Annotated in this window: 17 protein-coding genes; 13 read left to right on the top strand and 4 right to left on the bottom strand. The window is 45.2% G+C overall.

The genetic code is table 11. The features are described 5' to 3' along the window. Positions 1 to 43: 43 nt before the first annotated feature. From BVJ53_RS10045 to BVJ53_RS10035, 3 genes are all read right to left on the bottom strand, one after another. The gene (locus BVJ53_RS10045) at positions 44 to 265 is read right to left on the bottom strand and encodes a P8 family protein (RefSeq protein ID WP_049170276.1); all 222 of its coding nucleotides are present in this window, start codon (positions 263 to 265) and stop codon (positions 44 to 46) included. 123 nt (positions 266 to 388) lie between these two features. Further along, positions 389 to 1099, bottom strand: coding sequence for an ABC transporter ATP-binding protein (locus tag BVJ53_RS10040; RefSeq protein WP_129302294.1), 711 nt, complete (start codon positions 1097 to 1099; stop codon positions 389 to 391). A gap of 1 nt (position 1100) precedes the next feature. Further along, positions 1101 to 2162, bottom strand: a complete 1062-nt coding sequence (locus BVJ53_RS10035; RefSeq protein WP_129302293.1) for an ABC transporter permease — start codon at positions 2160 to 2162, stop codon at positions 1101 to 1103. A gap of 80 nt (positions 2163 to 2242) precedes the next feature. Between BVJ53_RS10035 and BVJ53_RS10030 the strand changes: the two genes are divergently transcribed. The 13 genes from BVJ53_RS10030 to BVJ53_RS09975 all read left to right on the top strand — a co-directional run bounded on the left by BVJ53_RS10030 (position 2243) and on the right by BVJ53_RS09975 (position 13591). Continuing rightward, positions 2243 to 2842 (top strand): TetR/AcrR family transcriptional regulator, encoded by a 600-nt coding sequence (locus BVJ53_RS10030; protein WP_129302292.1) that lies wholly within the window; start codon positions 2243 to 2245, stop codon positions 2840 to 2842. 94 nt (positions 2843 to 2936) lie between these two features. Further along, positions 2937 to 5150 (top strand): peptide cleavage/export ABC transporter, encoded by a 2214-nt coding sequence (locus BVJ53_RS10025; RefSeq protein WP_129302291.1) that lies wholly within the window; start codon positions 2937 to 2939, stop codon positions 5148 to 5150. Between the two features lie 5 nt (positions 5151 to 5155). Continuing rightward, positions 5156 to 6523, top strand: coding sequence for a hypothetical protein (locus tag BVJ53_RS10020; protein WP_129302290.1), 1368 nt, complete (start codon positions 5156 to 5158; stop codon positions 6521 to 6523). Between the two features lie 186 nt (positions 6524 to 6709). Continuing rightward, a complete protein-coding gene (gene rplM / locus BVJ53_RS10015; RefSeq protein ID WP_005686771.1) occupies positions 6710 to 7156 on the top strand; it encodes a 50S ribosomal protein L13 in 447 nt (148 codons plus the stop codon). A 13-nt stretch (positions 7157 to 7169) separates the two neighbouring features. Next, a complete protein-coding gene (gene rpsI, locus BVJ53_RS10010; protein WP_010492533.1) occupies positions 7170 to 7562 on the top strand; it encodes a 30S ribosomal protein S9 in 393 nt (130 codons plus the stop codon). Between the two features lie 219 nt (positions 7563 to 7781). Further along, a complete protein-coding gene (locus tag BVJ53_RS10005) occupies positions 7782 to 8372 on the top strand; it encodes a type IV toxin-antitoxin system AbiEi family antitoxin domain-containing protein (RefSeq protein ID WP_129302289.1) in 591 nt (196 codons plus the stop codon). Beyond that, the gene (locus BVJ53_RS15340; RefSeq protein WP_238150165.1) at positions 8369 to 8542 is read left to right on the top strand and encodes a hypothetical protein; all 174 of its coding nucleotides are present in this window, start codon (positions 8369 to 8371) and stop codon (positions 8540 to 8542) included. The genes BVJ53_RS10005 and BVJ53_RS15340 overlap by 4 nt, the downstream gene beginning before the upstream one ends. Next, entirely contained in the window at positions 8539 to 9225 is a 687-nt protein-coding gene (locus tag BVJ53_RS10000; RefSeq protein ID WP_238150164.1) for a nucleotidyl transferase AbiEii/AbiGii toxin family protein, read from the top strand. The genes BVJ53_RS15340 and BVJ53_RS10000 overlap by 4 nt, the downstream gene beginning before the upstream one ends. A gap of 92 nt (positions 9226 to 9317) precedes the next feature. Then, the gene (locus BVJ53_RS09995) at positions 9318 to 9584 is read left to right on the top strand and encodes a hypothetical protein (protein ID WP_129302288.1); all 267 of its coding nucleotides are present in this window, start codon (positions 9318 to 9320) and stop codon (positions 9582 to 9584) included. A 177-nt stretch (positions 9585 to 9761) separates the two neighbouring features. Then, positions 9762 to 10079: a hypothetical protein gene (locus BVJ53_RS09990; RefSeq protein ID WP_129302287.1), complete on the top strand. Its 318-nt coding sequence runs from the start codon at positions 9762 to 9764 to the stop codon at positions 10077 to 10079. A gap of 278 nt (positions 10080 to 10357) precedes the next feature. Continuing rightward, positions 10358 to 10702: a YxeA family protein gene (locus tag BVJ53_RS09985; RefSeq protein ID WP_129302286.1), complete on the top strand. Its 345-nt coding sequence runs from the start codon at positions 10358 to 10360 to the stop codon at positions 10700 to 10702. Positions 10703 to 11005: 303 nt separating this feature from the next. Beyond that, the gene (locus tag BVJ53_RS09980) at positions 11006 to 11764 is read left to right on the top strand and encodes an ABC transporter ATP-binding protein (protein ID WP_129302285.1); all 759 of its coding nucleotides are present in this window, start codon (positions 11006 to 11008) and stop codon (positions 11762 to 11764) included. A gap of 12 nt (positions 11765 to 11776) precedes the next feature. Then, entirely contained in the window at positions 11777 to 13591 is a 1815-nt protein-coding gene (locus tag BVJ53_RS09975; RefSeq protein WP_129302284.1) for an FtsX-like permease family protein, read from the top strand. Between the two features lie 106 nt (positions 13592 to 13697). Here the strand turns inward: BVJ53_RS09975 and BVJ53_RS15535 are convergent, their stop codons facing one another. Further along, the gene (locus BVJ53_RS15535) at positions 13698 to 13823 is read right to left on the bottom strand and encodes an IS3 family transposase (RefSeq protein ID WP_331250564.1); all 126 of its coding nucleotides are present in this window, start codon (positions 13821 to 13823) and stop codon (positions 13698 to 13700) included. Positions 13824 to 13869 lie beyond the last annotated feature (46 nt).

Below are 13869 nucleotides of genomic sequence, written 5' to 3'. Positions count from 1 at the left end.
CCGTCTTTGCGGTTGGGGGTTCATGATGTTTAGCTTTTTGTGATTACTTTTTGAGGAGCTTTTCTGCCAGTGCCTTGACTTCATCGTCAGACATGTCGAGGACTGGTTTCATTTCTTCCTCGGTCTTGATGGTGTCGCGGCTGTTCTTTTCCATGTAATAATCCCACAGCGCGTCACGAACAGGTGCTTCGCTGTCGCTCCAGTCAAATACCTTGTTCATTGGTTCATCGAGAAACAATGTCTTTTCAGGATCTACTGATGCCATAATGAATTACCTCCATGATTTAGACTCAATTTTGATACAGGTTCATTATAAGCCTTTTACCGGTTAATGATGCAAATTTTTAGCACTGTTTTTAATTGAGTGCTAAAAATTAAATAATTTTGACTAAATCGCGGTTTCCTGAATCTTTTCCAAACTGGAATTGGGGAGGGCTTTAAGGTGGCCGTCGCGCATTTCATAAACGGTATCGACGGGATCAAGTAGTCGGGTGTCGTGGGTGATCATGATGACGCCACGATCGGTATTGTGGGCAATGTCGGCGAGTCGTTGCACGACTTGCAGCGCGCGCTTGGTGTCTAGGCTGGCGGTCGGCTCATCGGCCAAGACGATCGGCGGGTCATTGTACAATGCTCGAGCGATGGCCACCCGCTGGCGTTCACCACCAGAAAGTGCAGCCGGGTAGTTACTAGCAAGATCGGTGATTCCCAGCATGTCGAACAACTCACTTTTCGACATTTTGTGCTGTTTATGGTGATTGAACCGATCGACTAATGCTAGCTGATCTTTGACAGTTAAAAAGGGAATCAGATTGCTGGCTTGCAGTATGAAGCCGAATGTGTTGAAACGCAGGTCAGTCCGTTGATGTTCTGTGAAATGTGTGGTGTCTTGATGATTGATGATGACCTTGCCGCCACTAGGACGTTGTAAATTACCGATAATTGTGAGCAGTGTGGTTTTTCCTGAGCCTGAAGGGCCGATAATCGCGGCAAATTCGCCTGCTTTCAGAACAAAATCAGTTGGTTGTAAGGCCGTGACTGCAGTGCGGCCGCTGCCGTAAATTTTCGTTACTTGGGTTAATTCAACGAGATTGGTCATGCTATTCCCCTCCTCCGATGGCAGCTAATGGGTCAACTTTAATGATGCGGCGCAATGAGAATAATCCGCCGACTAATGACATGACAACCAGTGCGGCAGCAATACTTGAGAAGAGTGTCGGATTGGCATAGAACGGCATTTTTTTTGGCAGAATAAACTGAGTGATTCCTAGCAACCCGGCGCCAATACCAACCCCGACGACGGCAAGAATCAGAATCTGCCAGAACAACGCAGCGATAATGGAGCGGGTACGAATACCTTGCGCCCGCATGACGCCGTACATCGAAATTTTTTGAATTGTGAGAATATACATAAAAATGCCGATAATCAGTAACATAATCCCGATCATGGAACCAATCATCAGCGCGAATGTGGACGTTTCGGCGGTATAACCAGGAATGTTGTTAATCAAAGTCGCCCGATTAATTTGTTGGGTTTTTGCGGGAATCGTCTTGAAAGGGCGGGTACTGATGACGATTGAAGCGTTGGCCACGTTGGCTTGGCCGTATTTTAATTGGCGAAAAGTTGCCAAAGTTGTATAAAATACAGGTACAGTATAGAAGCGGCGATCATGGGTGAAACCGACAATTCGGTACTTTTGGTCACTACCATTGAGCGTGATGCGATCACCCTTATGCAGGCCTTCGTTGGTAACACTATCGTCGGCCAGAACTTCATGATTGTTTCTCGGCATACGGCCACTAGTGACAGTCGGCTTCAGCTTACCAGTAAGATTAATGCCAAAAACGTTGCTATTGACTTTCTTATCTGTGCTAGTATTCTCGGCGACCACAGAAACCTGGCCGAGCACAGCGGTGTGCTTATTAGCGACTTTATCAACTTGCTGCTTAGTCAAGCTGGAACTCAGCAGGTTTTTGTTAGCATATTTGGACATTAACACATAATTACCAGGCAAGGCGTCAATCGCAGTACGGTTATTGCGTGCTAAGCCGGTTGCCAGACCCGTCAGGAAGAAGACCAGGTAGGCAATGAGGACGAACGTGACGACAACTAAAAGATAACGCGCCTTGTTGTGCAGAATTTCTTTAATGGCAAGAAACATTTCGATCACCTCCGTTTGAATTTTGTAAAATCATTATAGCACTCGTTTATCAGTTGATAAATAAAAAGGGCTTGGTAAAAATGAATCAACGAGAAAAGCAAAAGAAGGCAACCATTGCACGTATTTTGGCCGAGGCACAGAATTTATTTATGACCAACGGCTATGCCAGTGTCACCACGCGGATGATTGCTGAAGCTAGCAACGTGCAGCAACCGTTGCTTTATCATTACTTCGGCACCAAAGAAAAACTGTACTTGGCAGTGGTGATGCAGGTGAGTGATAACATGGCGGCCAAAATTGCATCGGCACAAACCAGCAGTGGCAACCTAGTCGCTAAGGTGAACCATTTAGGACATATTCTGACCGACGACAATGATATGAACTTGCAAATGGTGATTCACGATATTGCCACTTTGAAGGCCAGCGCGCGGGGAAGAGTTTTTAAAGCCTGGCAGAATAGTCTGCTTGCGCCATTAGACCACTTTTTTGCCGGTTTTCAATCTGAATTACTGGAGGCATATCAGCCTCGCGAAGTCACGCTATATTTTTTAAACATTCTAGCTTTTTATTTGCGACCGTCTAATATTTCAGAAAACGGCGGCTTTCAACAACAACTGCCACTTGATCGGGCGTTGCAGATGTTCTGTACTGGCGTTAGTCGAACGGACGGGAAAAAGTAACATGGCGACCTTTTATGTTTGTGAGCTTAATTGCCTTAGCTGTTTTTTAATGACAAATATTTTAATATTTTGTGATAAGCTTAATGTTAATTAAATGCTGATCAAGCATAGTGACAAGGGGAGCACACACATGAGGGTTACCGGGGATTTTTGGGTGAGGCACTTCAATCGGTGTGACTATGTGCCACAAGCTGACCCGCGAGAAAGCGGTGTTGCAGCTTTGAGCATGGTTTTGAAATTTTATGGGTCGGAGATATTGCCAGTGCGTTTGCGGGCACTGGCTAAAGTTGACCAGACTGGAACGACACTAGATGACTTGATTCATGCTGCCGAGGCACTTCATTTCACAGCGAAAAGTGTTAGCAGCATTACTCCGAAGCGTTTAAACGAAACACCACTGATTGTGGCGAGCCGAGACGCAAAGAACGGGCAGCAGCACTTTGCTGTTGTCTTCAAAATCACCAAACGGCATTTGTTGGTAGCGGATCCTGATGTGACAGTTGGCGTTAAGTGGTTATCCTATCAACAATTCGACCAAACGTGGACAGCGGCTGGTGCCCTTATTAAGCCGAGGCTGAGGCATGCAGCCGTTAAAATGCCTTCAACACATTTACAGACGATTAAAGCGCTGATTTTGCAACAAAAAGTGGCTTTGGTACATTTGATATTTGCGATGCTAGCGACGACAGGTATCAGTGTTGCAGGGGCTATTTTCTTCCAGACCATTGTGGATACTTATCTGCCGAATGGATTAATGACGCCTTTAGTTATCATGGCGCTCGCACTAATGGGGGCAGGTCTTTTTGAAGCAGCGGTGACATGGGGCCGTGAACTTTTGTTAGGGATGCTGGATCAACGGCTCATGATTGATGTGACTTTGGCCTATGTCCGCCGGTTATACGCGATGCCTTTGCCTTTTTTGAATCGCCAGCGGCAAACGCTCACTGCCGAAGTCGCGGAAGTAAGTCGGCTCATTGGGGTTGCTGCCAAAACACTTGTGACTCAGTGGCTTGAAACGCTTGCTGCGACAATATTACTTGTTTTATTGATTGTTATGAACTGGAAGTTGGCGTTACTAGCAGTTCTGGCTGTATTTGGGGATGCTTTACTGATGTGGCTTTCCCGTGATCGCTTGCGGGCAGCTGGTTACGCCACGATTCAGTCCGGTGTGGCGGCTAACACCGAAATTGCTGAAGGCCTTCGTGGCGTTGAGGCAATGAAGGCATTGCGTGCCGAACCAGATCTTTTTCGACGGGTTGATCAGAGGTTTGCCGATGATCTACATAAAAAGTTTGCCCAGCTACAGTTTGTGCAACTCCAACGCGCGGTGCTGCAGGCGTTCCATTTCATCTTAACGGTCAGTCTTTTATGGCTAGGTGCCGACATGGTCCTAATGCAGCAGCTTAGTCTCGGTCAATTGTTAGCATTTGCTGCCTTGTTTGTTTACTTGATCGGTCACTTGACACAAGTGGTGCGGTTGCAGCCGCAAAGGGAGTTAATTGGCGTTGCCGAAAGTCGTTTGCGTGATCTTCCGTCAAATAATACGGCTGAGCAGCAACGCCGCGTCAGTGAGTCACGACAAATTACTGGGACGATTAAATTAAACCAGGTTACGTTCGGCTACCAGCAAAAGCATCCCGTTTTACAAAAGATTGATTTAACGATTATGCCAAATCATACCATGGCAGTCGTGGGCGTGAGTGGAGCCGGCAAAACGACTTTAGCACGTTTAATCGGCGGTTTATTGCCACTTGATGCCGGCAGTGGGACGATCACTTTTAATCAAACGAATATCAATGACATTCGCTTATCGCTATTACAACAATATGTTATCTATGTTCCAGAACAGCCGGTGATTTTCTCCGGCTCCATCCTTGACAACTTGCGCCTTGGCAATCGATCAGATGTGACCGATGAGGACATGGATGCTGCTTGTGATACGGCCGAAATTGCCGATGACATTACAAACCTGCCGAACCTCGTTTATACACTGGTTGATGCCGATACTGCAACTCTAACAGCAAGCCAAAAGCAGCGGTTGGCAATCGCTCGGGCCTTATTATCGCCGGCGAAAGTGCTTATTTTCGATGGGACTTTTAGCCAGATCGAAAGTGCCGTGGCTGATCAAATTCTTAATCGCCTGTTTGCCCTAAAAGATCGAACGATCATTTTAATGACGCAACAGCCGCAGCTAGCCCGTAATGCTGATAAAATTGTTGTGTTGGTTAATGGCCAAATCGTTGAACAAGGAAGCTATTCGATGTTGTTTGGCAAACGCGGGTATTATGCCCAAATGTTGAGGAGGTAGTCGCCATGAGCCAGAAAGAAAATCAATTGATGACGACAACTGATTTCACTCATCGCTTCAAGCATTTTAAGCGCTGGATCGTCTTACCACTCATCGCGTTTGTCTGTTTCATGGTTCTACTTCTGGTCCTTACCAAACAAGAAAAAGTTGCGCAGGCAAATGGCACCATTGCTACCAGTCAGCGAGGTCGTGCGCTTTATGTACAAGGGCCAGCGACCATCACCCGAGTCATGATGCAAGTTGGTCAAAAAGTTCGCAAAAGTAAGTCTATTTTGGTTTATCGCTCAACCGGTGATCCAAAGCGAGCTGACGATCTGGCTAGTCAGATAACTGACCTAAAAAAACAGCAAAGGCAATTGCAAATGCTCGAACAAAGCGTTGACCAAAATAGAAATCTTTTTTCAAAGGCCGATGAATTTGGTTATCAAGAAGTGTTACAGACTTATTTAAACCAACGGCAAATGGTGATGCAGACGTTATCTGGGAATGAGGCGAGTGGCGACCAGGCGCTTAATAACAAAAAGCAGGAAGTTGCCCAGCTACTGACAACGATGATCGCTCAGACGATGAACGAGATCGGTCAGGTACAAGCTGCTGAAGCTGCCATTCGCGGTCAAGGAAGTGTTGCCCCCGACAATCCTTATGCTGGTTTTTATCAACATTATCAGCGGGCAGTCGCCATGGCAGGTGATGCAGAAAAAGCGTCAATTCAGGACCAAGATTTGGCTCAGTTGCAAGGTAGGTTAAATGATCGACAAAAACAATTGGCTGCCTTGCAAGCACAGCAACGAGAGAATCAACAAACGACAGGAACTAGCCAAGTCGGTGCAGAAACCTTGTTAACGACTTTGCAAAGCATAACTGAGCAAACAATCGCAGCGGACGCGAAGCGCATCCAACAAACCCTTGAAAAGCTTGAGGCAAAATACGATGACTTAAGGCACGCTAGCCAACCGCAAACCATTAAAGCACCAGTTACAGGGCTGATCTATTTTCGCCAGTCAGCGGCTGCTGATCAGCAAATCGTTGGGAAAAAACAGGTGATTGGCCGGATTTTACCTGAGCAAAATCACCAATCTTCAATCAACTTCAACTTGAAGGTCACAAAAAAGGACGTTTCTAGCGTTAAACGTGGTCAGCAGGTGCGTGTAAAAATCACACCGGATGCTGGGGATGCACTTTTACTCATCGGAAAAGTTACGCAGATACCGTCAGCGAACCAGTTGCAGCAAGGAGACTTGCAGATAACGGTTCGGAGTCGGGTTAGTCAATCGCAACTTGCTCGGCTTCATGACGGAATAACGGCACATGGTTCGATCGTTACTGGTTCGCAATCTTCCTGGCAGGCGTTGGTGCGGAAGATTGGGGTCTAACGGCAAAAGCTTTGGGATGATGTGAAAAAGCCAACCGATTACGCTCACTTGTGGCGTCGTGCTGTAATTTAACATTGACTTAGGCCTGAATCGTTGGTATTCTAGTAGCTGGTATTGTTTGCCCCACGATAAGCCCCGGAAACTTAACGTGTTCAAACAAGCACAGAATTATGGAGGAAACAAATCGTGCGTACAACATTTTTGGCTAAGCCAGGTGAAATCGAACGTAAATGGTATGTGATCGATGCAACGGATATTGCGTTGGGTCGTCTGTCATCCGTCGTTGCTTCGATCTTGCGTGGTAAGAACAAGCCGCAATTCACACCAAACGTTGATACCGGTGACAATGTGATCGTCATCAACGCTTCGAAGCTAAAGTTGACTGGCAAAAAAGCCTCAGACAAGATCTACTATCGTCACAGTCAGCATCCAGGTGGTTTGAAACATGAAATCGCTGGGGATCTTTTACGGGATAACCCGGCACGTCTGGTTGAATATTCTGTTAAGAAGATGCTTCCGACCAAGAATACACTTGGCCATCAGCAATTCTTGAAGCTTCATGTCTATGCTGGGGAGGAACACCCGCATTTGGCACAGAAGCCAGAAGTACTCGACATTTCAAACTTAATCTAAGGAGGCAATAACTGTGGCACAAGTACAATACGCAGGTACAGGTCGTCGCAAGAACTCCGTTGCCCGGGTCCGTTTGGTTCCTGGCACCGGCAAGATCACGATGAACGGTAAAGACGTTCGCGACTACCTTCCATATGAAAACCTGATCACCGATTTAACGCAGCCATTTGGCATTACTGAAACTACTGGCAGCTACGACGTTCTTGTTAACGTCAATGGCGGCGGTTTCTCTGGCCAAGCTGGCGCAACTCGTCACGGCATTGCCCGTGCCTTGTTGACCGTTGATCCTGACTTCCGCGGCCCACTTAAGAAGGCCGGCATGCTGACCCGTGACCCTCGTATGAAGGAACGGAAGAAGTACGGTTTGAAGAAGGCTCGTAAGGCTTCACAATTCTCCAAGCGTTAATCATTCGATCAATATTTGGAGTTCAACACTTTCTCGAAATTTCGAGAAGGTGTTTTTTGTTGCTTTAAAAAATTTGCAATGGGTCAACGATTGCCTTCATCCAGTCCAGGCAATTTTTATGACGCTAAATTTTGACACGACATTTTTAGTTTTTGATTAAACTACACGATCAAACATAGTTGTGTTCTATAATGATGTTTGAATGTGGGAGATGAGACAATGCAACTAGATGCTATAAGCGAATTGCTGCATGCAAATAATGGTCAGGTAACCCGACGACAAATTGATCAGGCGGGAATTGATCCACATATACTCGGAGAACTAACTCGAGCCGGAAAATTAGAACGGGTGGATCGTGGTGTGTACATTGATCCGGCTATTTTTGAAGATAACATGTATATTCTGCAGTATCGGTTTCGCAAGGGGATTTATTTTAAGGATACGGCATTATTTTTACATGATATGACTGATCGGGCTCCAGGCACGTATGAGATGAACTTTCCACAAAACTATCACCCAACTAAGATCAATCAATATCCGGTTAAGGTCTATCGTCAAAATTTAGCGTGGTATGAACTTGGTGCAGAACTTGTTAAAAGTCCGGGTCAGCATCTGGTGCGAACTTATAACGTTGAACGCACATTATGCGATATTCTAAGAACGCGCGATCGATCAGATGCAGAAACGATTCAGCAAGCAATGGTGTCATTTTCAAGGATGAAAAATAAGAACCTGCATCGATTAAGTGAATACGCTGATATCTTTAACGTGAAAGACCAAATTAGGACATATATGGAGGTACTTTTATGAAACTTGGCGTCACCAACGGTCAGCAGTTCAAGGCGAAAGTTAGAAATATGGCAAAACAAAAACAACTTGACCCGCAATTGTTGATGCAGGAAGTTGTGCTGGATGAGATTGTCTATCGGATTTCTAAATCAAGGTATCGGGACAATTTAATTTTAAAGGGTGGCTTTTGATTGCATCCATGTTGGGCGTTGATACCCGTTCAACACGTGATATTGATACGTCAATCAAGGGACTGCCTGTTACCAAGGAAAAGGTTATCAAAGTTTTCTCGGAAATCGCAGATATGAATGACCCTGAGAGTGACATTAACATGCGGATCACTAAAATTAACGATATTCGGGTTGCTGCTGCCGACTATTCAGGTTTTCGCGTTAAAGTACAAGCCAAAATATTTGCCAGCGAGATTGTGACAAGTATCGATGTTTCAACTGGAGATGTCATTACGCCACGTGAAATTTTATGGCATCATCGCACCATATTCAATGATCAGAATATTACAATCATGGCGTACAATGTGGAGACGATTCTATCGGAAAAATTGGAATCAATGGTGGCAAGAATAGATTTGAACACGCGATTGAAAGACTATTACGATTTGTATTTGTTTGATAAAGTGCAAATTCAAAACATTGACTTTAAGACGTTAAAGTCGGCATTGCGAACGACCACAAAGCTTCGGGGCACAGGGATGTTGTTGCCAAGTTATATCTCAACGATTCAATCTCTGCGGGATAACCAGAATTTGAAAAGTTTATGGGAAGCATATCAAGAGCGCAATGAATATGCACGCGGTATTGAGTTTGAGGCGACGTGCGATGCGGCAGTTGATTTAGTTAGGCGGAGTGAACTTTAGTTGTCCAGGTTAATCGGATGAGTTTAGCTAGCACATTTAAACATTGAGTTTTGATACGCAACCCAGGTTTAGACAAAACAAGGAATGATGACATGTTCACATTATTACTCGGGTTCCTCTGCGCCTTCAACAGTTGCGTGTTTGTAGGGGCATTTTTGAAGCTTCGTGAAAATGATGCACAAGAGACGCTTGGAGATTCGCCATTTGGTATCATGCTTCTTGTTCTATTGGCAGGGTGGTTTTTTAAGCGTCTTGGCGTAAACAATCCTTACCGACGGGCTTCTTTATTTTTTGGCATTGTTTTGATTCCCGTTTCACTTATTCTAATCGTGATAGGGGTGGAAGAAGTTATGGCTTAAAGTAGCTTGAACTGTACTGAGAGAGAAAGAAGATATTGGTTGATCATAAAATCGTGCCACATGATGCCAAATGGAGGCTGAAAATATACCGTCACCGGCGCCACATCCTGAATCAACGCTCGCCATGTTAAAATGATGACAAGCATAATCGCTCAATCAATTAAAGAAGGCGGAAGTTTGAATCATGAAGTGTTTGAAGAATATGTGATGACCCATTGCCATGCCGTCAGCGTTTTTCGGCAGCGGGCTACAGTTTATCAACGGTTGAAGTCCACACAAGGATGTCCCGCGACCAAAAGAGATTTAGCTTGGGAAGAAAAGGCGGTTGATGCGATGGTGGAGCAGTTCATCTGCAGCGCTTATTGCAACTTGAAACGCTACATAGAAGAAGATGAACGGGATCCGCAGCAAAGTTGGCTGGATTTCATCGCACAGCAGGATGTGTTGGCGAGTTTGGAAGCAAGTGCCAGCCAGATCGTTTTGCATGATGAATGAACCGTCCGCGCAGTCAGTTTGTACTAAATGTAAAGCTGGCAGTGGCCATATTGCCGCCAATTGTTAGTGTGCCTGATCTGATGGGCTTTTTGCGTACTGACAATTTATACCGCGATTTCTGCTTACAAACCCGTTAGTTACATCTTGTGATTTGTTAGCCAATTCTCTTTTCGATTTCGCGCCTCTCTTGATAAACTATCTGTAAGCCTGACAGCTGTGGGAACCATCATTTCCCGAATCGCTGCAACGGTTGGACTTTAAAAAGGGGCGAAACGACATTGAAAAAAATGCTAATAGGGCTTATTGCCTTGATCGTGCTGGGATTCGGTGCCATGAAAGCTTATCAACATTTTAGCTATGGCGGTCCGAGCTACTATACGAGGATCACCGAAACGGGCAAGGCATCAAATGACAGCGAAGGCAACAAGCAATATGCTTACCAGCTAACCGGCTATGATGAAAAAGGCCAAGCTAAACAACTGAAGTTTAAGGTTTTCCGGGATCGTCCTTTGAAGATGAATGCCTATCTCAAGATGACTTACAACGAAAAACGTGGCATCACCCGCTGGCAAGGGGTTCCTTCTAAGGACGTTCCGAAAGCGGCCAGAGACAAATTACAATAAACCAACGAGTGTATAAACTAAGGAGAAACAAGGTCTAGATTGATGCAGTTTGGAAGATCGCGGCCTTGTTTTTCTTTTGCCTGAATATGCATGGCTTTTACATGTGACAGCGTCTATTAGTGGGCGCTGGCCAAACTATTTTGAAATAACAGAAGCCACCTTAGACAAGTAAAGAAAAACTAAAGTCGCTTACAAAGACGTTAGGTTGAAAAGGGCGTTTGTTAGCCCATTATCAGGAAATGCCGATCTAGAGCCGGTATGATAACTTTATTCAGAAAGTAAACAAGCAGATGGAGGATTATCATGAACAGACAACCCGTTGTGACGGTTGAAAATGTGACCAAGACTTATGGTAAACGTGGTGAAAAGCAGACACCTGCATTAAAAGGTGTTAGTTTCCAAGTCGAACCCGGTGAATTCGTAGGAATTATGGGGGCTTCTGGCTCAGGAAAAACAACATTACTGAACATTCTTAGTACGCTTGATCGTCCGACTGCCGGTGCCGTACGAATTAAAGGCGAAGATGTTACTAAGCTAAAAGGCAACGCACTTTCGGATTTTCGCGCAAAGAAAATCGGCTTCATTTTCCAGGATTTTAATTTATTGGAGAATTTGACCGGACGTGAAAACATCGCCTTGCCGTTGGCGTTGCAAAATGTCAGTGCCAAAAAGCAACAAGCGGCGGTTGATCAAATTGCGGCAACTTTAGGCATTAACGCAGTGCTTGATCATTATCCAACCGAGTTATCCGGTGGGCAAAAGCAACGCGTTGCCGCTGCACGTGCCTTGGTGCAACAACCGGACATTTTGTTTGGTGATGAACCGACTGGCGCCTTGGATTCCAAAGCTGCACGTGAATTGCTAGATACCATGGATGACTTAAACAAAAATCACGGGGTTTCGATTTTACTCGTGACCCATGATCCGTTTTCCGCAAGTTATGCGAGCCGTATTCTTTTCATTAAAGATGGTCAGATCGGATCTGAATTGGTGCACGGCGATAAGAGCCAAGAAGCGTTCTACCAGGAAATTCTGGAAACCCTTGGCACATTTCAAAAGTAAGGAGCGGGGTCTATGTTAAGCAAACTTGCACTTGGCGGCTTAAAGAACCGCTTTCGTGACTATGCGGTGTTATTCTCTGGTTTGGTGATTGCCAGCGCGGTCTTTTATATGTTCATGGCCTTGGCGACCAACACCAGTTTTTTAAAACAAAATTCGCCGATTAGCTACACACCGTTCATTTTCGGCTTTGGCGCAGTGTTACTGGCGATCATTACGTTTGTCTACATTGTTTATGCCAACAGTTTTCTGCTGAGTATGCGGCAGCGTGATTATGCGATGTTTATGATGCTCGGCGCCAAGGGTCGGAAAATCGGCCAGCTTATTTTTCTTGAAACTGTTGCGATTGGCCTCTTCGCAACATTCGCTGGCGTTTTAATCGGCTTGGTTGGAACGGATTTTATTGGCAAATGGCTGATTCATGCGCTGCACGCTAAAGCAACCGGTTTTTCCGCTTTCTGGATGCCGGCGATTTTATGGACATTTGGTTTTTTCGTTGTGTTGTTCATTTTATCGGCAATTTACAACACGGCTAAGTTGCTGAAAATGCCGATGATGCGGCTATTGCGGCAAGCGCAAACGCCGAATCGGGTCAAGCAGAAAAAAGGAATCTTTGCTTTACAAGTCGTTCTAGGCTTGATTTTACTGGCTGTTGGCTATTACTGCATGGCCAATGCGCTTCATATTGGCCTCAAAGCGATTCCGACAGCTTTGGTAACCATCGTGATGGGGACCTATTTCTTATTTAATGCTGTGTTTGTAGGATTGATTGCTTTGCTGAAACGCGACCGCTCCTTTGCTTCCAAACAGCTGCACACCTTCACGCTGTCACAGTTGAGTTTTCGGATTCGTGACTATACGCGGATTCTGTCGGTTGTGTCCATTTTGGTGGCCTTGGCATTAGGGGCGATTACCGTGGGCTTAGGATTTACCCACGACATTCCGGTGTTGGCAAGCCAGTACACGGTTTACGATTTGACGGTGGCCTCACCGAATGCGCAGACTCAAGCGGAAATGAAAAAGTTACAAGGCGTGACGGAAAAACAGCAGTATACGATTAAGTCGGATGACAAAATGGTTTATATTAGCCAACGCGCACTTGACGCTCATCCGCTGAAGGTTCAGATCCGTGATCAAAGCATGAAAGGCAAGTTACGCACAGTCACATTAACAAGCCGTAACTTTAACCAAATTGCTTCCAAATACTACGGTGCTTTTGGAATTTTCATCGGCAACAACCGCGGTAAACAGATTCGGGTCACCGATAATGCGACATTTGCCAAGCTAGGGAATGCCGAAACGTTAACAACCTTTAGAGTCAAAAACTTCAACCAGAATTACGACACCATTGAAAAGATCGTGACGTTGCAGCAAAAACAATATCCAAAATTATGGGGCAATGATACCGATCAAAAATTCGTGTCATATTCGATTCTCAACGGTATGTACTCCGGGCTTACTTTTATGGGCTTCTTCTTAGGTCTTTCGTTCTTGGCGATGCTGGCGTCAACCTTGATGTTTAAGATTCTTTCCGGTGCCAATTATGACAAGCGCCGTTACCTGATGTTACAAAAAATCGGCGCGCGTCCACAGGTTTTGCGTCGTTCTATTCGTCAGGAGATCGGGGTTCTTTTCCTCCTGCCAGGTGTGGTTGGTATGATCCACGTTTTATTTGGATTACAACTGTTCAAAATGATTCTGCAAGCGCCTTATGATAATCTCATTGTGCCATTCGGAGTGTTCATCGCACTTTACGGTTTGTATTATCTGATGACAACTTGGATGTACCAGAACATTGTGATTAACAAAGATCTGGCTGCTAAAAGTTAACGGCGACACTTGATCCCAATCAGTCAGATTAACGATTAAGGGCGTCAGTTTTTGCGGTCGGCCCTGTCAAGTTGACAGATGAAATAATATAAAATTTTGGTAGCTTTTAGATGGCCTTATTCCAGTATTCTTCTGGGGTAAGGCCGTCTCTTTGTCCTGAACGATTATCGTGATTGAAATAGTGGATCCCATCTTCAACGAGCTGGACGAATTCCTTGTAAGTCTTTGCCATTGGATGACGATCCATCCACCGCAGTTTAAATTCGTTCCACCAGMGC

The sequence above is a fragment of the Lacticaseibacillus chiayiensis genome, assembly GCF_004123795.1.
In the GTDB taxonomy this organism is placed as follows: domain Bacteria; phylum Bacillota; class Bacilli; order Lactobacillales; family Lactobacillaceae; genus Lacticaseibacillus; species Lacticaseibacillus chiayiensis.
Note: the sequence above shows the minus strand (reverse complement) of the source record. Positions and strands in the feature narration are given on the sequence as shown.